This window comes from Mesosutterella faecium, assembly GCF_022809315.2.
In the GTDB taxonomy this organism is placed as follows: domain Bacteria; phylum Pseudomonadota; class Gammaproteobacteria; order Burkholderiales; family Burkholderiaceae_F; genus Mesosutterella; species Mesosutterella faecium.
The window spans coordinates 601,711-618,778 of the sequence record NZ_JAKZJU020000001.1; the positions used below are offsets into that span (position 1 = coordinate 601,711).

Sequence of the window (17,068 nt, forward strand, 5' to 3'; positions counted from 1 at the left end):
CGCGGCGAACAGGGCGGCGGCCGGGACTCCCAGAGCCGCGCCGCCAGCGCGAGCATGGGGATGTTAATGATAAACAAACTGAACGGAAGGAAAGAACTGCGGGCGGAGCTGCTGGAAAGAAGGCGGCAGCTCGTCCTCCAGCACCCAGAACTCGGGACGAGGCTGGCGGAGCACGTCAGGGCGTGGCTTGAGACGCAGGAAGATGTTTTTCTGGTGGGGTTCTACACCCCGATCCACTGCGAGCCGGATCTGCTGCCCGCCTTGTCCGCCTGGGCCTCCCGAAAATCAGGCCGGGGCCTCGCTCTGCCGGTAGTCGGCAAGGGCAAAAGCATGGCCTACTGCCTCTGGCGGCCGGGAGAGGAGCTGGTCGAGGACGTGTTCCACACGAAGGTGCCCAGGGTGAAGCGCCAGGCCTTCCCCGATCTGGTCATCGCTCCCTGCGTCGGATTTACGTCGCAGGGCTTCCGCCTGGGCTACGGGGCCGGCTGCTTCGACCGAATGCTGGAAAATCCTGCCGGTCGACCGAGGACGCTGGCCGTCGCCTATGAGGCGTGCAGAGCGGACGGCCTGTTCGAGCCGGCCGCGCACGACGTCCCGTTTGACTGGGTCGCCACCGAGCTTGGAGTCCGCCCGGTCTCAGGACGCTCCGGCCCGGATCAGTACCGGTAGGAGTCGCTCTTGAAGGGGCCGTTCACCGGCACGCCGATGTAGTCGGCCTGCTCCTGGGTGAGCGTGGACAGCTGAGCGTTGAAACGGGTGAGCTGCAGCCGGGCAACTTTTTCGTCCAGGATTTTCGGAAGCGTGTAGACCGCGACCGGGTACTGGTCCTTTTTGGTGTAGAGCTCGATCTGCGCGAGAACCTGGTTGGCGAAGGAGCTGGACATCACATAGCTCGGGTGACCGGTAGCGCATCCCAGGTTCACGAGGCGCCCCTCGGCGAGAAGGATGATCCGGTTGCCTGACGGCAGCTCGATTTCGTCAACCTGCGGCTTGATGTTGTGCCAGGGGTACTGCCGCATGGACGCGACATCGATCTCCGCATCAAAATGACCGATGTTGCAGACGATGGCTTCGTTTTTCATCCTGAGCATATGCTCGTGGGTGATGACCTTGCAGTTGCCGGTTGCAGTCACAAAAATGTCGGCCTTGTCCGCCGCCCAATCCATGGTCACGACGCGGTAGCCTTCCATAGCCGCCTGCAGCGCGCAGATGGGGTCGACCTCCACGACCCAGACCTGCGCGGCAAGGGCGCGGAGAGCCTGCGCGCAGCCTTTGCCGACGTCTCCGTAGCCCACTACCACTGCGATTTTGCCAGCGATCATGACGTCGGTCGCACGCTTGATGCCGTCGACCAGGGACTCGCGGCAGCCGTAGATGTTGTCGAACTTGCTCTTCGTGACAGAATCGTTGACGTTCATTGCGGGGAACAGCAGCTGCCGGTTCTTTTCAAGCTGGTAGAGCCGGTGGGCGCCTGTGGTGGTTTCCTCGGTCACGCCCCTGATGCGCGACGCCCTTTCCGAATACCAGCGGGGATCGGCCTCGAGGTGCCTGCGGATCGAGGCAAAGAGGACTTTTTCCTCATCGCTCGAGGGGTGGTCGAGCACGGAGCGGTCCTTTTCGGCTGCGCTGCCCAGGTGCATGAGCAGGGTGGCGTCTCCGCCGTCGTCAAGGATCATGTTGGAAAAGCCCCCGTCGGGCCACTCGAAGATCTTGTGGGCGTATTCCCAGTATTCCTCCACCGTCTCGCCTTTTTTGGCGAAAACCGATACGCCGTCGTCGGCTATGGCTGCGGCCGCGTGGTCCTGAGTTGAGAAAATGTTGCAGGAAGTCCACCGGACCTCTGCGCCGAGGTCCAGGAGGGTCTCGATCAGGACCGCCGTCTGGATGGTCATGTGCAGGGAGCCGGAGATGCGCGCGCCCGCCAGGGGCTTGCGGCCCTCGTACTCCTTGCGGATCGCCATGAGGCCGGGCATTTCGGTTTCAGCGATGCGGATTTCGCTGCGGCCCCATTCGACAAGCCCCATATCCGCCACTGAGAATTCGTGGCTGTACTGTTTGGTCATTTTTCGTCCTCTGTTCAGAATCTTCGGAAAAGGCCGCTCAGGCAAGCGAGCTGAATGCGGCGGCGAGCTGTTCGCGGGTGACTCCCTGCGGAATCTTCACCGCTGCGAGAGTGTCCAGGGCCTGAAGGCCGGATTTCTTAAGCTGCGAGACGGCCCTGCCGGCCTCCGCGCCGCTCTTCCAGCCCGCGCTTTCCAGCAGTACGGTTCCGTCGGCGGCCACAAGCTTGAAGCCGAAGGTTCCGTCCTGCTCGCGGTACTGCTTGAAGCCGGCGGACCGGCTCCTGGCAGGTTCCCTGCGGACGCCCAGGGAATGCGCGCTGCCCTTGAACTGGGTAAAGGAGCGCAGTCCTGTGGCCTCAACGAGTTCTGCCACGAACGGGGCTGCAAGCTTCCTCGCTTTGGCGGCGCCGGCCTGAAGGATGTCTTCCATCACGGAAGGCTCGCTGATGAATTTCTCGTAGCGGGGGCGCATCGGGCCGATTTCCCCCTCGATCTGATTGAAAAGCCGGTTTTTTGCCTCTCCCCATCCCAGACCGTCCTTCAGCTCTTCGCGGAAAAGTGCGTACTGTTCGGGGGTGGAGAAGGCTTTGTAGAGCTGCGTCAGGGAGGTGGAGTCCGGGTCCTTAGGCTCGCCGGGCTTGCGATCATCTGTGACGATGCGGCTCACCATTTCCTTGAGAGCTTTCGAGCCGCCTTCGAACAGGGGGATCACGTTGTCGTAGCTCTTGCTCATTTTCCTTCCGTCTGTGCCGGGCAGAAGCTCGAGCGACTCGTCGACAAGCGCGTAGGGCATGTGGAAGAAGGGCTTCCCCTGCGGCGCGTAGGTGTTGTTGAAGCGTGTCGCGATGTCCCTGGCCATTTCGAGGTGCTGGATCTGGTCCTTTCCTACGGGTACGAGATCAGCGTTGAAGATGAGGATGTCGGCCGCCATCAGGATCGGATAGCAGAAAAGCCCCATGGTTGCCTTGGCGTCAGGATCCTCGCCCGCGGCCTCGCTCGTTTCGACGACCGCCTTGTAGGCATGGGCGCGGTTCATCAGGCCCTTGGAGCACGAGCAGGTCAGCAGCCATGCCAGGAGCGTGGTTTCCGGCAGGTCGCTCTGGCGGTAGAAAGTCACTTTTTCGGGATCGAGACCGGCAGCCAGCCATGTGGCGGCAATCTGCAGGCGGGACCTTTCGAGCCGCTCGGGATCCTGGCACTTGATGAGAGCGTGCAGATCCGACAGGAAATAGAAGCAGTCGAGATCCGGATTCCGGCTTTGATTGATGCAGGGCCGCAGGGCTCCAACATAGTTGCCGAGGTGAAGGGTGCCCGAGGGGGTGATTCCAGTTAGAACGCGTTTTTTCATGGAAAGTCCTGAAATGAACGGAACTGACGCAGCCGGCGTCGAAGGATCAGATAAGGCGAAGGCCGGCCTCAAGCGCCGGCCTTCACCAGAAGCGGCTTAAAGTTTAACGGTTAAAGAGCCGCCTTGGACCGAAGGATATCGACCTTATCCGTCTTCTCCCAGGTGAATTCCGGCTCTTCGCGCCCGAAGTGGCCGTAGCAGGCCGTCTTGAAGTAGATCGGGCGCCGGAGGTCCAGCATCTTGATGATGCCGGCGGGACGCAGATCGAAGGTTTCGGCCACGATTCTCGAGATTTCCTCATCCGGGATGCGGCCGGTGCCGAAGGTGCGAACGGTGATGTTCATCGGGCGGGCGACGCCGATTGCGTAGGCCACCTGCACCTGGCAGCGGCTGGCAAGGCCTGCGGCGACGATGTTTTTGGCGACATAGCGGCAGGCGTACGCCGCCGAGCGGTCCACTTTGGTGGGATCCTTGCCGGAGAAGGCTCCGCCGCCGTGCGGGCAGGCGCCGCCGTAGGTGTCGACAATGATCTTGCGCCCGGTAAGGCCGGTGTCGCCCTGCGGGCCGCCCACGACGAAGCGGCCGGTCGGGTTGATGAGGAACTTCGTTTCACCGGTGATCCATTCCTTCGGAAGGACGGGCCGGATGATCTCCTCTATGACGGCCTCCGTAAACTCGGGCTTCATCCTGTTGCCGTCGCTCATTTCCGGGGAGTGCTGGGTCGAAAGGACGACCGTGTCGATGGAGGAGGGGCGCCCGTCCACGTAGCGGAAGGTCAGCTGGCTCTTCGCATCCGGCCGCAGGAACGGCAGCGTCCCGTTCTTGCGGAGAATGGACTGCTGCTGCATAAGCCGGTGCGCATAATAGATCGGGGCCGGCATGAGCGTGTCGGTTTCGTCGCAGGCGTAGCCGAACATCAGGCCCTGGTCGCCGGCGCCGGTTTCAAGGGGGTCGTCGCTCGCGCTGTCCACGCCCTGGCTGATGTCGGCGGACTGCTTGTCGTAGCCGACGAGGACCGAGCAGCCGCGGTGGTCGATTCCGTACTCGGTGTTGTCATACCCGATCGATTTCAGGGTCTGACGGGTGATGCCAATGTAATCGACGTTGGCTGTCGTGGTGATTTCACCGGCAAGAACGACGAGGCCGGTGGCGCACAGCGTCTCTGCCGCAACGCGGGCCATCGGATCCTGCTCGATGACGGCGTCCAGAACGGCATCCGAGATCTGGTCGGCCACCTTGTCAGGATGGCCTTCGCTCACAGATTCAGATGTGAAAAGAAAATTGCTTCCCATTGCATGCTCCATATGTACGGTTCAGCGGGAAAGCGTCCACGCTTGCAGCCGCACCGGGCATGCGCTGACGCTTTAGCGGTATAGATCAAACATCACTTCGCCCCGCAAGTTGTCTTCTTAACTCGGCGAAGTGGCAGAATTATATTCTTTTCCAATTTTTTTGCTTCGGTCCGGCCGGCGGGCGGCGTTTTTGGCTAAAGTATTAGCTTATTGCTTCCCGCGGTCCCGGCCCGCGGCCGATAAAGTGGCGACATGCGCTTTGTGCTCTGGCTTATCTCCGTCATTCCTTTATGCATCCTCCACCCGATAGGCGGTTTTCTGGGGGAGGTGGTCTGGCGCTGCGCTCCGAGATTCCGCCGGAGAATGAACGAAAACCTCAGGCAGGCAGGCTACCAGCCCGAGGCGATGGCCCGCGAGGTGAGCCGGCAGCTGGGAATGCAGGCCATTGAGTCGGGCTGGATATGGAAGCGCCCTCACCGGGAGCTCATGCAGTACGTGAAGGCGACCGAGCAGGCCGACCGCCTCATTGCCGATGCGCTCGCCAGCGGCCGCCCGGTTCTGTTTATGACCCCGCACATCGGCTGCTTTGAAATCACTCCGGTGTGGCTTGCGCAAAGGCACCTTCAGGCCGAAGGGCGCTATATGGCCATCCTGTACCGTACGCCGCGCAAGGCCATTCTCCGCCCGGCGGTGCAAAAGGGCCGGGAGACTCCGGGAATCGTGCCGGCTCCGGCCGATCTCAAGGGCGTTCGGGAGCTGGTGCGCGCCTTCAGGGATGGACAGATCGTGGGTGTTCTTCCCGATCAGGTCCCTTCGAAGGGGGAAGGCGTGTGGGCGGATTTCTGGGGCAGGAAGGCTTATACGATGACGCTGCCGCTCAAATTGGCCCGGCAGTTCAATGCCATCCGAATCGTAGCCTGGGGGCGGCGCGTCCCCGGCAGGGGCTGGGTGATCGACGCGCGCCGCTGGGAGGGAGACCTGACGGGCGACCTGAACAAGGACGCCGCGGCGATGAACAGGGCTCTCGAAGGAGTGATCCGCCGGATTCCGGAACAGTACCTGTGGAGCTACAACCGCTACAAATGCCCCTCGGGGGTGCAGAGGCCGCCGCAGGAAAGTGAGGCTCGCCATGGATAAGTTTTATTTTTACACAGCGAAGCTGTGCATCCGGCTGCTGTGCCTGCTGTCGGGCACTTCCTTGAGGACGCGCGCGGCGCTCGGAAAGCTTTTGGGAAATGTGCTGTGGCTTGCAGTCCCGAAGAGAAGGCATATCGCGCTCACCAACCTGAAGCTGTGCATGCCCGAGCTCTCCGAGAAGCAAAGGCGGGACCTGGCCCGCAGGACTTATGAGAATGCCGGCCGGGCGGCGCTGGATCACGCAGTCTTATGGAAAGGCTCGCGCGAGGAAGTGCAGCGCCTGGTCCGCTTCGAGGGCCTGGAGCTTGTGACAGACCCGGCCAACCGGCCGCTGATCGTTGTCTCGCCGCATTTTCTTGGGCTCGAGGCGGCGGGGATAGCTTTTAATACTTATGTCCGCGGCGTCTCCCTGTATCAGAAGCAGGCCAACGCAGCATGGGACGAAGCCTGCCTGAAGGGCAGGCTTCGCTTCAGCAACCCCGTGCTGATTCCCAAAAGCGGGCATTCGGATCTGAGGCCGGTCATTCGTGCGATGCGCCAGGGTCTTCCCTTTTATTACCTTCCGGACATGGATCACGGCAGGAAGAACTCCGTTTTCGTCCCCTTCTTCGGAGTCCAGGCGGCCACCATTCCCATGGTGTCCCGGCTGGCGAGACTCACCGGGGCAGCCGTTTTGTGGTGCGTGGCCGAGATGACCGCCGAGGGCTACACGGTGCACCTGAAGAGAATGGAAGGGTTCCCGACGCGCGATTACGTGGCGGACACCGCCAGAATCAACCGCGAGCTGGAAGGCTGGATCCGCAGGTTTCCTGATCAGTACCTCTGGACGCACAGAAGGTTTAAAACGAGACCGGAAGGAGAGCCTTCCGTCTATTAACTATGAAAACCCACTTTACAAAAATGCAGGGTGCGGGCAACGACTTCGTCGTCCTCGACTGCACCCGAAGCGCTTTTCATCTGAATGCGGATCAGATCCGCTTTTTGGGCGACCGGCACATGGGCGTCGGCGCTGACCAGATCCTGGTGGTCGAAAAGGCCTCGAGGCCGGACACGGACTTTCGCTATCGGATCTTCAACCAGGACGGGGGCGAAGTCGAGCAGTGCGGGAACGGAGCGCGCTGTTTCGCGAAGTTCGTCTTTGAAAAGGGCCTGACAGACAAGCGCTCCATCCGCGTGGAGACCATGAAGGGCGTCATCGAGCCCAGGCTCTGCGATGACGGCCGCGTCAGGGTGAACATGGGGCTTCCCCGCTTTGAGCCCGATGAGCTGCCGTTTCTCTGCCAGGGCGTATCTCACCTTTCCCGCGGGACGGATACCTTGTGGGAGGTGCGGGCCGGTGGGCAGGACTGCTGGGTCTCCCTGGTTTCCATGGGCAATCCCCACGCCGTCATGGTAGTTGGCGACGTCGATGAAGCCCGTGTGTCCGAGATCGGCCCGGATCTGGAGAACAGCCCCCTTTTCCCCAGGCGCGTAAACGTCGGCTTTCTGCAGCCGCTGAGCCGCTCGAGCGCAAGGCTGCGGGTGTGGGAAAGAGGCGCCGGCGAGACGCTGGCCTGCGGAACCGGCGCCTGCGCGGCAGCCGTGGCGGGAATGCGAAGGGGGCTGTTTGACTCTGCCGTCGAAATCCAGGCCCGCGGCGGGCGCCTCCTCATTGAGTGGCAGGCAGCGGACGGCGAGCCCCGGCCCGTTTATCTCACCGGCCCGGCGGCCATCGTTTTTGAAGGCGAGGTCGATATCCCGGAGGCCGGGCTGCCCGCCAAAGGAGCAAATCATGTTTGAAGTGGTGCTGAAAAAAGGGCGCGAGAAGTCCCTCCTGAAACGTCACCCCTGGGTGTACGAATCCGCCGTGGCGAGGGTTTCCGGAGAACCCCGGCCCGGGGATCTGGTCCGGGTGACGGCGCACGACAGCCGCTTTCTTGCATGGGCCTCCTGGTCTCCTTCTTCTGCCATCCGCGCCCGCTGCTGGTCTTTCCGCGCCGATGACGTGATCGACGAGCGGTGGTTTGAGCAGAAGCTGCGCGCCGCCGTCGGGGCCCGCGCCGATCTGGCCTCAAGGACGACTGCAGTTCGGCTCGTTTTCGGCGAGGCCGATCAGCTGCCGGGACTGATCGTTGACCGGTACGGGGACTATCTGGTCTGCGAGATTCTCTCTGCAGGCATGGAAAGCCGCCGCGGGAAGCTGGCTGAGATGCTCATGGGGATCACAGGCAGCCGCGGCGTGTACGAACGGTCCGATTCCGCTGTGCGGCTCCGCGAGGGGCTGCCCAAACGGGCCGGGTTGCTGTGCGGCGAAGAGCCGCCCCGGGAAATCACCGTGACAGAGGACGGCGTTGAGTACGGCGTAGATGTGCGCATCGGGCACAAAACGGGCTTTTACATTGACCAAAGGGAAAACCGCCTGCTCGCTCAAAGGCTGGCGAAGAACTTTCGGGAAAAGAACGGCAGGGGCCTGAGGGCCTTGAACTGCTTCTGCTACACCGGCGGATTTTCACTTGCCCTCATGAAGGGCGGCGCGGAAAGCGTCACTTCCGTGGACTCTTCCGGGGAGGCTCTGGCGCTTGCCCGCGAAAACGCGGAAAGAAACGGTTTTGACGGACAGTCCCTCTCGTGGGTGGAGGCCGATGTGTTTGATTTTCTGCGCAGGGAGCGAGAGTCCGGCAGGCGCTATGACCTCATTGTCCTCGACCCTCCCAAGTTTGCGTCAAGTCATTATCATGTCGAGCGGGCTGCGAGAGCCTACAAGGACATCAGTCTGAATGGACTCAAGCTTTTGTCCCCAGGCGGTCATCTCCTGACCTTTTCCTGCTCCGGAGCCATCAGCCGCGAACTGTTCCAGAAAATCATCGCCGGTGCCGTTCAGGACGCCGGCGTCGATGCCTGGCTGGCGGGATGGCTTGGAGCAGGGGCCGATCACCCGCTACTGATGACCTACCCCGAGGGCGAGTACCTGAAGGGGCTTCACCTTAAGCTGGTTTAAAGATTTTTTGAAGGCTTTGAAATGTCGGACGCTTTTTTCGATTCCTTGATTCCTGTAACCATCGTGACAGGCTTTCTTGGCGCGGGCAAGACCACGCTGCTCAACCGCATTCTGCACGAAGACCACAAGCACAGGATCGCCGTCATTGAAAACGAGTTCGGTGAAGCGGGCATCGATGATGAACTGCTGGTGCACAGCGAGGCCGAGCAGATCGTTTCCATGAACAACGGGTGCATCTGCTGCACCATCCGCGGGGACCTTTCCCGCATTCTGACGGATCTTCGCCGCAAAAAGGAGCGCGGGGAGGCCAAGTTCGACTGGGTGGTCATCGAAACGACCGGAATCGCCGACCCTGGTCCCGTTGCCCAGACGTTTTTTATGGACGACGTGGTGGCCGCTTACTACCGGCTCGACGGAGTCATCACTGTGGTTGATGCCCTGAACGGCGGGGCTACGCTCGACAAGCAGCCGGAGGCGCAGTCCCAGGTGGGCTTTGCCGACAGGATTCTCGTGAGCAAGACGGACCTGGTGGACGCCGCCAAGGCAAAGGACCTGGAGGGACGGCTGCGCCAGATGAACCCCCATGCGGAGATCCGCGAGGTCAACATGGGCGACTGCCCGGTCGACGTGGTGATCAACATTAAGGGCTTCAACATGAGCGATGTGCTCAACGTGGCACCGGATTTCCTCACCGGGGCCCACCATCACCACCACAGCGATGAGATCGGCTCGTTTCTTTATCAGTCGGACCGGCCGTTCGATCCCCAGCGCTTTGAGCACTACTTCATGTCGCTCGTGAATGTCTACGGGCCGGATCTGCTGCGCTACAAGGGCATTCTCTATCTCCAGGGCGCAGACCGCCGGGTCGTCCTTCAGGGCGTGCACATGGTGGCCGGCACCCAGGCCTTCGGGCCCTGGGAAGGCAAGCCGGCGACCCAGCTCGTCTTTATTGGAAGGAATCTCCCGAAAGAGGCGCTCATCAAGGGTTTGGACGCCTGCCTGTGCTGAGGCAGCGCCGGGGCGGAGGGAAGAAAAAAACTGAAAAAACTTCCCCCAAAGGACGAAAAAGTGGTTAAATACCCCCTCCCGGAAATAGAAATTCCCGGAAAAGAGCAATAGGTAACGGCAGGCTTACAGCGAGTTTGAAATGGCAACAAAAAAGAAGATCATCACCGAACAAGAGCTTCTCAGTATGTCAGACGATGACTACATGAATGAAGCGCAGCTTGATTTCTTTCGCGCCCGGCTGCAGGCAATGGAAAGTGAGCTTCGCCATAATGCGGGCCAAACTACTGAAAGCATGCGGCAGACCCAGACTGCGACCGACCCCAATGACCGGGCTACCATCGAGGAAGAGCATGCACTGGAGCTGCGGACGCGGGATCGTGAGCGCAAGCTGCTGAAGAAAGTCCAGGCAGCTCTCAAGCGCATCGATGACGGCGAGTACGGCTGGTGCGCCGAAACCGGAGAGCCCATTGGCATCGCCCGGCTTCTTGCGCGCCCGACTGCCACACTGTCGCTGGAAGCCCAGCAGCGCCGCGAAATCAAGCAGAAGATGTACAACGACTGAAGCCCGGGCTTCAGAGGCTGCGTCAGAAACGGGAGCTCCCCAGCACAAAGGGATGGCTCCCGTTGTTTTTAGGATTCCTCCCGCGGGAAATCCACCCCGGGAGGCGGCAGCGGCCGCACAGGCTGGCTGCCGGATCGGGAGAGAGGAATGCTTCGTCTGCTCAAAGCGCTTTACCGGGGGATTGATACGGCCCGCCGGGCGGCTGCCAATCTGCTGTTCCTTCTGGTCTTGCTGGCGATCGCCGCGGTGGTCTGGCTTGCTTTTTCTACGCCGGGAATTCCCTCGGGCACCATTCTGGAGATCCCCTTGAACGGCTCTCTTGTAATGTCTTCCTCGACGCTGAGCACGGGGCGAAGCGTAGTTTCAAAGGTCATGGGCCAGAGCGTGGAAGAAACCACCATTTCCGACGTGACCGAAGCCCTTGACCTCGCGGCCCGGGACCCGCGGATCCGGGCGGTTGTGCTCCGGCTCGACGGCCTTGCCTCCGCCGGTCCGGCGTCCGTGCAGGAAATCGGCGATGCCCTCCAGCGGTTTCGGAAAACCGGACGGAAGGTTTACGCCTGGGCGGACACCTACAGCCAGGCGCGCTGGGCGATAGCCTCGAGCGCTGATGAGACTTACATGAGTCCCATGGGGGAGGTGAAGCTCCGGGGACTGGAGTCTTCCGGCCTGTACTGGGGGCGGCTTATCGACCGGCTGGGGATCACGGTAAGTGTCGTGAAGGCGGGCGCCTACAAAAGCGCCCCCGAGGCCTATACGCGTTCAGGCCCGAGCCCAGAGGCGGTTGAAGCCCAGCGCTCTTGGATGGGGGACGAATGGGAGCAACTCGCCGGCCTGATGGAATCGGCCAGGGGGATGCCTGCCGGTGCAGTCCACCGCTGGATTTCCGGGTACCTGGAGCTGTTGCGCCAGCACAACGGCGACGCGGCTCAGGCTGCTGCCGATGCCCGGATGATCACGGCGCTGTCGAGCTGGAGCGATCTCCGGAGCCGGCTGGCCGGGAAGTCGTGTGTGAAGGACGGCTGCGAGGACGCTTTCACCGGCTTTGACCAGTACCTGCTCGCCGCTTCCGGCAGCGCTGCTTCCGATTCTAAAATCGGCGTCGTGACCCTGGAGGGCGAAATCACCGAAGGCCCGGTCGGGACAGGCAAGGCGAGTTCCCAGAGCCTTGTGCCCCTGATTCAGGCCGCTCAGGCCGACAGCAGCCTCAAGGCTCTGATCATCCAGATCAATTCTCCAGGGGGCAGCGCAGTGGCTGCGGAGCAGATCCGCGAGGCCCTGAAGGGATTCCGCTCAACCGGACGCCCGGTCGTCGCTTATTTCGGGGACATGGCGGCCTCGGGCGGCTACTGGGTCTCGACCGCGGCAGACAAGGTGGTCTCCAGCCCGCTCAGCATCACGGGCTCCATCGGCGTGTTCGGGATCATGCCTTCCTTTGAGAAAGTGCTTGACCGCCTTGGCGTGGGCGTTTCTGCCATGAAGACGGAAGAAAAGGGCGGCGAGGCCTCGCTGATCGCTCGGCCCGGGCCCGATGAGCTGCAGGCCGCGCAGCTGCAGGTCGACAACACTTACGCCAAGTTCCTTGCAAGGGTCGCCGAAGCCCGCGGCATGACCACGGCCGCTGTTGACAAAGTCGGGCAGGGGCGGGTCTGGACAGGGCGCCAGGCGAAGCAGCGGGGGCTGGTGGACGAGCTGGGCAACTTTGGCGCAGCCGTGGCAGAGGCCTCGAAGCTGGCGGGCATTAAAGGAGACGCAGAGTTGAAGTATCTGCAACCCGCCGCCACCCAGAGCATCGCCGATATGATGCTCTCCGGCGCACAGGGCAGCGCCGCGCCGTCCTGGCTGAAAGGCGCACTGGAGTTTCTGCGCGCGGGTTCAAGCACGATGGATGCGGCGGCCCGGGGCCGCACGGTCGAAGTCAGGGCGCAGACGCCCTGGGAGCCCAGGCTGTAAGCCCCTGCCCCTGCAAGAACCGAAATCCTCAGGAGGGACCGGCGGAGCCGCTGCGGCGCCGGCCGCAGACCGGACAGTCGGGATCAGGAGTCAGCGCAAGGGTCTGAAAGTCTCCGTGCAGAAGGTCCACGAGCAGCAGCCGGCTCGTCAGGACGCTGCCTGCGCCCGTCACAAGCTTGGCGGCTTCGGCGGCCTCGAGGGTCCCCATGAGGGTCGTGAGGATCGTGAGCACCCCCAGGCTGGAGGCCTTCAGGTCCTGCTCTGAGTCCTTCGGGAAGGAGCAGGCGTAGCAGGGCTCGCTCTGGGTTCTGAAGTCAAAGACGCTGATCTGGCCCATTGCCCGGATGCACCCGGCCGTGACCAGGGGCTTGCGCTCATCGTGACAGACCCGGTTGACGGCGTGCCGGGTGGCTGAGTTGTCACAGCAGTCGAGTACGACGTCGGCCCTGCGCACAAGGGGTCTCAGTGCTTCTTCGTCCACCCGTTGCGGAATCGTTTCTATTTGAACGTAGGGATTGAGAGCGCGCAGCGCGAGGGCGGCGCTTTCAGCCTTGTTCATCCCAAGCCTTTCTGCGGTGTGCAGAAACTGCCGCGAGAGGTTGTTCGTTTCCACCACGTCCCCGTCGACCAGCAGCAGCCTGCCGGCTCCCGATGCAGCCAGGGTCTGGGCGGCTGGACAGCCGAGTCCGCCCGCCCCGATGATGAGAAACGTGGACTTCTTCATGGCCTCCTGTCCTTTTTCTCCCCATTCTTTTACGGCCATCTGGCGGAGGTAGCGCTCTTTTTCCTTTTCCTGCATCATGTCTGCGGTCGTTCCTCTAAGTGGTAATGAGAACAACAGGGCTCTCAGGGGGCTGCATCGCCGGCCTTGCCGGGGGTGGCCTCTGCCTGCTTGGCGGCTTTTCTGCCGGAGACGGGTTTGGAGCGGGTCATCGGCTCGCCCTTCAGAAAATGGACGGCCTGCTGCAACGGAAAGTCGCTGTCATCGCCGAAGTGGTACGTCAGCTTGGGCGCGGGCTTGTCGAAATCATCCTCCGGGGCCGCTTCGTCGTCCGCATTCTTTTTTTCAGCAGGGGCGCCGTCCACTGTCAGGTGGTTCTCCAGGTCGGCTTCCCGGATGTTGAAGGACGGGTAATTTCCTTCCGGTGTGTCATCGACGGCGATGTCCGGGACGATGCCGGTGGCCTGAATGGTCCGGCCCGAGGGGGTGAAGTAACGGGCAGTCGTGAGCTTGATGCCGGTTGGGCTGTCCTTCGTGCTGCCGGCGAGAGGGAAGATGGTCTGGACGCTGCCCTTGCCGAAGGAACGCTGTCCCATGAGTGTGGCGCGCTTGTGGTCCTGGAGTGCGCCGGAGACGATTTCAGAAGCGGAAGCGCTGGCCGGATTGATCAGCACCACCATGGGCACCGTCTTCGCCTCCTCGGGTCCTGCTCCTGCCGGAGCGTTGAAGTGCAGCTTCTGACCGGTGAGAAATTCCTTGTTGGAGTCCGGCGTCCGGCCCTTCGTAGAAACCACAAGGGAGCCTTGGGGCAGGAATTGGGAGCAGACGCCGACCGCTGCGTCGAGCAGGCCGCCCGGGTTGTTTCTCAGGTCGAGCACCAGGCCCTTGAGGTGGCCGCTCTTCGAAAGCGACTGCAGGGCCTTCACCAGATCGGCTACGGTTCTTTCCTGAAACTGAGTGATTCGGATGTAGCCGAGCCCGTCCGGCAGCTCCTTTGACTTCACGGACTGCACCTTGATGATGTCGCGCACAAGCCTGATGGTCAGAGGCTTTTTCTCGCCCTTTCTGACGATCTGCAGAGTGATGGGGGTCTTCGGTTCACCGCGCATGAGTTTGACGCACTTGGACAGCGGCAGGTCGTAAGTGAACTGGCCGTCGAGCTTGACGATCAGGTCGCCCGCTCTGATTCCTGCCTTGGCCGCAGGTGTGTCGTCAATTGGCGAGACGACCTGCACTCCATTGCGGCCGTCCTTCGTCACCTCAATGCCCAGCCCGCCGAACTCGCCTTCCGTGCCCTCCTGCAGGTCTTTGAAAGACTCGGGATCAAGGTAAGCGGAGTGGGGATCCAGCCCCGCCACCATGCCGGTGACAGCCTGCTCAAGCAGTTTTTTATCCCCCACGGGGTCGACATAGTAGGATTTGATGGCCCCGAATATGTCCGTGAACTGGCGGATTTCCTGCAAAGGCAGGGCGCTGTTCTCGTCAGGAGAGGCTTTGTCCGCCCAGGCGTCCACCCCGACCGTGAGCGCAAGGCCGGCGGCGATGCCCAGGGTAATCATTTTTATTTTGAATGGAAATTTCATAGAGGGTCCTTTCTGGTGGACGTTTCTCGGCTTGACCCGCAGCGGCTACTTCAACCAGGGCCTCGGATTGATAGGACGACCTTTATATCGGATTTCAAAGTATAAGCCAGGGGCGTTTCCGTTTTCTCCCGGCCCGACCCGCGCAATCGTTTCGCCGCCGGAGGCGTGCGCCCCGTTTGCCTTCAGCAGGGTGCTGTTGTACGCATAGACGGAGAGGTAGCCCTCGCCGTGATCCAGGATCAGCAGGTTGCCGTATCCGCGCAGCTTGCCGGCATAGACAACGGTTCCTTCGGCCACGGCCCTCACGGGACTGCCCTGCGAGGCGCGGATCATGAGGCCCTGCCAGACGCCGGCGCCGTTTCTGCTCTGCCCGAAGCTGCCGGCTATCGTGCCGGAGGCCGGCATCGGGAGGCGGCCGCGCAGTTTGGCAAAACTGCCGCGCGCAGGCTCCTCCGGAGGCATCTCGGGCTCTTCCTTTGGGGCTGGAGGACGGCTTGTCCGGCCTGCCTGCCTGTTCTTTTCGGCTAGCGCGGCTTCGCGCTTTCTGCGCTCCTCTGCCTTGCGCTTGAGTTCCTCGCGCTGCCGCGCGAGCTTCTGCCTGCGCGCTTTTTCCTGTTCGGCGATGGCGATGTCGATCTGGCGGATCAGTGCGGCGAGACGCTGTTGGTCGCGCTGCAGTTCCTCGACCTGTTTCTGCTGGCTGGAGATCTGCTGCTCGAGCTTCCTCGCATTGGCTTCGTGAAGCTCCTGTCCCGCCGCGATGCGCTGATTGTTGGCTTTTTCCGTGGCGGCGACGGCCGTGAGTGTTTTTTCACGGCTGGCGGTCTTCTCGGCCTGATGCTGGAGAAGGTCCTTCGTGTCCTCGAGCCGGTCGGCTTTCTTCTGATGCCGGTCGGCCAGATAGGCCAGAACCGCGGCGTTTCTGTTGACTCTGGCCGGCGAAGTCCCGGAGAGCACGCTCTCCCAGGGTTTTTCCCCGGCGTGCAGATAGCGCAGCTTTGCGTTGACCGCGATGTTCTGCCTTGTCGTGGCCAGCTTCGAGACAACCTGCCCCGACTGTTCGCGGATGTTGTTGAGGATGCTGCGGGTTTTTGTTTTCTCCGTGTCGAGCCGCTCTAGCTTTTGGTTGGAGGCGCTCAGCGCTTTTTTAGCGGTCTGCGCGGCGGAGGCTTCCTTGCGCTTCTGCACCTGCTTTTGTGAGATGTCCTGCCGCAGGCGGCCGATCTGCTGCTGCAGGTCGCGGCTCTGCTTCTCCAGGCCTTTTTTCTGTGCAGACTGCGAGGAGGGAGCTGTGCTGCCGGTTTTCCCGGAAGCGGCTCTGCTCTTGGCGTTGTTTTTTTTCTTGCCCGCGGCCGCGGCCTTTGCAGGGACCGCCCGCCTGTCCTGCTGGGCGGAGGCTGCGGTCCTGCGGCCGTGGGAGCTCTGGGGAGGCTGCTGGGCGGCCAAGCTCTGGCCGCCCAGCAGCCCCAGGGCTGTCAGAAAAACGAAAAACGGTGCCTTCTTCATGGGTTCTGCATTAGCTTCAAGGGGGCTTCCGGCGGCCTCTCACGCAGGGCGGCCGGGGCCGGGAGCCGCGCGCTCAGGTTCTCAGTGCGACCTGCCCTGTGCGGCAACGGCGGCGATCGCCTTCTGGATCTCCTCTTGGTTGCCGAGGTAGTAGTGGCGGATGGGCTTCATGTCGTCGTCGAACTCGTAGACGAGAGGCTGAGCGGTCGGGATGTTGAGCGAGGCGATGTTCTCGTCGCTGATCTGGTCGATGTGCTTGATCAGCGCCCTCAGGCTGTTGCCGTGGGCGGCCACCAGGACCCTTTTGCCTGCGCTCACTGCGGGGCGGATGTCGCTTTCCCAGTACGGGATCACCCGGGCCACCGTGTCCTTGAGGCACTCGCAGGCAGGGATCTCGTTCTCACTGAGGGAACTGTATCTCGGGTCTTTGCCCGGCCACATCGGGCTTTCCCTGTCGAGGGCGCCCGGGCGCACATCGTAGGAGCGGCGCCAGATGAGAACCTGCTGGTCGCCGTACTTCCGCGCAGTTTCGGCCTTGTTGAGTCCCTGCAGGGCCCCGTAATGCCTTTCGTTTAGCCTCCAGGATTTCCTGACTGGCAGCCAGGCCTGGTCGATTGCGTCCAACGTGATCCAAAGCGTGTGGATCGCGCGGCGCAGCACGCTGGTAAAGGCAAGATCAAACTGGTAGCCCTGCTCTTTGAGCAGTTCGCCCGCCTTGGCGGCCTCCTGCCGCCCCTGTTCGGTCAGGTCGACGTCAACCCAGCCGGTGAAGCGGTTTTCCAGGTTCCACTGGCTCTGGCCGTGGCGCATCAGTACGAGTTTGTGCATTTGATCCTCTTGAGCGGAAGAAGTTCCACTTTAAATTGTCCCTCATTCTATAATTGATCGTCTGAGTCTGATCCCTTCAGGGTGTACAAG

General features: G+C 62.0%; 15 protein-coding genes. 8 read left to right on the top strand and 7 right to left on the bottom strand.

Annotated features, from left to right (window positions below; translation table 11 throughout):
• Positions 1 to 66 precede the first annotated feature (66 nt).
• Entirely contained in the window at positions 67 to 669 is a 603-nt protein-coding gene (locus MUN46_RS02845; RefSeq protein ID WP_243376838.1) for a 5-formyltetrahydrofolate cyclo-ligase, read from the top strand.
• Here MUN46_RS02845 and ahcY read toward each other — a convergent pair.
• The 3 genes from ahcY to metK all read right to left on the bottom strand — a co-directional run bounded on the left by ahcY (position 657) and on the right by metK (position 4,703).
• The gene (ahcY, locus tag MUN46_RS02850) at positions 657 to 2,063 is read right to left on the bottom strand and encodes an adenosylhomocysteinase (protein ID WP_243376839.1); all 1,407 of its coding nucleotides are present in this window, start codon (positions 2,061 to 2,063) and stop codon (positions 657 to 659) included. The genes MUN46_RS02845 and ahcY overlap by 13 nt on opposite strands.
• Positions 2,064 to 2,100: 37 nt before the next feature.
• Positions 2,101 to 3,411: a tryptophan--tRNA ligase gene (locus MUN46_RS02855; protein WP_243376840.1), complete on the bottom strand. Its 1,311-nt coding sequence runs from the start codon at positions 3,409 to 3,411 to the stop codon at positions 2,101 to 2,103.
• A 110-nt stretch (positions 3,412 to 3,521) separates the two neighbouring features.
• Positions 3,522 to 4,703: a methionine adenosyltransferase gene (gene metK, locus MUN46_RS02860; RefSeq protein ID WP_243376841.1), complete on the bottom strand. Its 1,182-nt coding sequence runs from the start codon at positions 4,701 to 4,703 to the stop codon at positions 3,522 to 3,524.
• 252 nt (positions 4,704 to 4,955) lie between these two features.
• Here metK and MUN46_RS02865 point away from each other — a divergent pair, with 252 nt between their 5' ends.
• The 7 genes from MUN46_RS02865 (at position 4,956) to sppA (ending at position 12,340) form a co-directional block, all read left to right on the top strand.
• Positions 4,956 to 5,840, top strand: a complete 885-nt coding sequence (locus MUN46_RS02865) for a lysophospholipid acyltransferase family protein (RefSeq protein ID WP_243376842.1) — start codon at positions 4,956 to 4,958, stop codon at positions 5,838 to 5,840.
• Positions 5,833 to 6,717 (top strand): lysophospholipid acyltransferase family protein, encoded by an 885-nt coding sequence (locus MUN46_RS02870; protein WP_243376843.1) that lies wholly within the window; start codon positions 5,833 to 5,835, stop codon positions 6,715 to 6,717. Before MUN46_RS02865 ends, MUN46_RS02870 begins: the two co-directional genes overlap by 8 nt.
• Before the next feature lie 2 nt (positions 6,718 to 6,719).
• Positions 6,720 to 7,619, top strand: a complete 900-nt coding sequence (gene dapF, locus MUN46_RS02875; RefSeq protein WP_243376844.1) for a diaminopimelate epimerase — start codon at positions 6,720 to 6,722, stop codon at positions 7,617 to 7,619.
• Positions 7,612 to 8,817, top strand: coding sequence for a class I SAM-dependent rRNA methyltransferase (locus tag MUN46_RS02880; protein WP_243376845.1), 1,206 nt, complete (start codon positions 7,612 to 7,614; stop codon positions 8,815 to 8,817). The genes dapF and MUN46_RS02880 overlap by 8 nt, the downstream gene beginning before the upstream one ends.
• Positions 8,818 to 8,838: 21 nt before the next feature.
• Positions 8,839 to 9,825, top strand: coding sequence for a CobW family GTP-binding protein (locus tag MUN46_RS02885; protein WP_243376846.1), 987 nt, complete (start codon positions 8,839 to 8,841; stop codon positions 9,823 to 9,825).
• Between the two features lie 139 nt (positions 9,826 to 9,964).
• Positions 9,965 to 10,387, top strand: coding sequence for an RNA polymerase-binding protein DksA (gene dksA, locus MUN46_RS02890; RefSeq protein WP_237977860.1), 423 nt, complete (start codon positions 9,965 to 9,967; stop codon positions 10,385 to 10,387).
• Between the two features lie 147 nt (positions 10,388 to 10,534).
• A complete protein-coding gene (sppA, locus tag MUN46_RS02895) occupies positions 10,535 to 12,340 on the top strand; it encodes a signal peptide peptidase SppA (protein WP_243376848.1) in 1,806 nt (601 codons plus the stop codon).
• Positions 12,341 to 12,368: 28 nt separating this feature from the next.
• Here sppA and MUN46_RS02900 read toward each other — a convergent pair whose 3' ends face one another.
• The 4 genes from MUN46_RS02900 to gpmA form a co-directional block, all read right to left on the bottom strand.
• A complete protein-coding gene (locus MUN46_RS02900) occupies positions 12,369 to 13,142 on the bottom strand; it encodes a HesA/MoeB/ThiF family protein (protein ID WP_243376849.1) in 774 nt (257 codons plus the stop codon).
• A 44-nt stretch (positions 13,143 to 13,186) separates the two neighbouring features.
• On the bottom strand, positions 13,187 to 14,644 hold the full coding sequence (locus tag MUN46_RS02905; protein WP_243376850.1) for a S41 family peptidase: 1,458 nt from the start codon (positions 14,642 to 14,644) through the stop codon (positions 13,187 to 13,189).
• A 45-nt stretch (positions 14,645 to 14,689) separates the two neighbouring features.
• On the bottom strand, positions 14,690 to 16,150 hold the full coding sequence (locus MUN46_RS02910) for a murein hydrolase activator EnvC family protein (RefSeq protein WP_243376851.1): 1,461 nt from the start codon (positions 16,148 to 16,150) through the stop codon (positions 14,690 to 14,692).
• 81 nt (positions 16,151 to 16,231) lie between these two features.
• Complete coding sequence (gene gpmA / locus MUN46_RS02915; RefSeq protein ID WP_243376852.1) at positions 16,232 to 16,978, bottom strand: 2,3-diphosphoglycerate-dependent phosphoglycerate mutase; 747 nt, start codon at positions 16,976 to 16,978, stop codon at positions 16,232 to 16,234.
• Between the last annotated feature and the right edge of the window lie 90 nt (positions 16,979 to 17,068).

Excerpts from the sequence above, each read along its gene's own strand:
- MUN46_RS02845 (WP_243376838.1), top strand. The coding sequence starts at position 67 with ATGATAAACAAACTGAACGGAAGGAAAGAACTGCGGGCGGAGCTGCTG.
- ahcY (WP_243376839.1), bottom strand. The coding sequence starts at position 2,063 with ATGACCAAACAGTACAGCCACGAATTCTCAGTGGCGGATATGGGGCTT.
- MUN46_RS02855 (WP_243376840.1), bottom strand. The coding sequence starts at position 3,411 with ATGAAAAAACGCGTTCTAACTGGAATCACCCCCTCGGGCACCCTTCAC.
- metK (WP_243376841.1), bottom strand. The coding sequence starts at position 4,703 with ATGGGAAGCAATTTTCTTTTCACATCTGAATCTGTGAGCGAAGGCCAT.
- MUN46_RS02865 (WP_243376842.1), top strand. The coding sequence starts at position 4,956 with ATGCGCTTTGTGCTCTGGCTTATCTCCGTCATTCCTTTATGCATCCTC.
- MUN46_RS02870 (WP_243376843.1), top strand. The coding sequence starts at position 5,833 with ATGGATAAGTTTTATTTTTACACAGCGAAGCTGTGCATCCGGCTGCTG.
- dapF (WP_243376844.1), top strand. The coding sequence starts at position 6,720 with ATGAAAACCCACTTTACAAAAATGCAGGGTGCGGGCAACGACTTCGTC.
- MUN46_RS02880 (WP_243376845.1), top strand. The coding sequence starts at position 7,612 with ATGTTTGAAGTGGTGCTGAAAAAAGGGCGCGAGAAGTCCCTCCTGAAA.
- MUN46_RS02885 (WP_243376846.1), top strand. The coding sequence starts at position 8,839 with ATGTCGGACGCTTTTTTCGATTCCTTGATTCCTGTAACCATCGTGACA.
- dksA (WP_237977860.1), top strand. The coding sequence starts at position 9,965 with ATGGCAACAAAAAAGAAGATCATCACCGAACAAGAGCTTCTCAGTATG.
- sppA (WP_243376848.1), top strand. The coding sequence starts at position 10,535 with ATGCTTCGTCTGCTCAAAGCGCTTTACCGGGGGATTGATACGGCCCGC.
- MUN46_RS02900 (WP_243376849.1), bottom strand. The coding sequence starts at position 13,142 with ATGATGCAGGAAAAGGAAAAAGAGCGCTACCTCCGCCAGATGGCCGTA.
- MUN46_RS02905 (WP_243376850.1), bottom strand. The coding sequence starts at position 14,644 with ATGAAATTTCCATTCAAAATAAAAATGATTACCCTGGGCATCGCCGCC.
- MUN46_RS02910 (WP_243376851.1), bottom strand. The coding sequence starts at position 16,150 with ATGAAGAAGGCACCGTTTTTCGTTTTTCTGACAGCCCTGGGGCTGCTG.
- gpmA (WP_243376852.1), bottom strand. The coding sequence starts at position 16,978 with ATGCACAAACTCGTACTGATGCGCCACGGCCAGAGCCAGTGGAACCTG.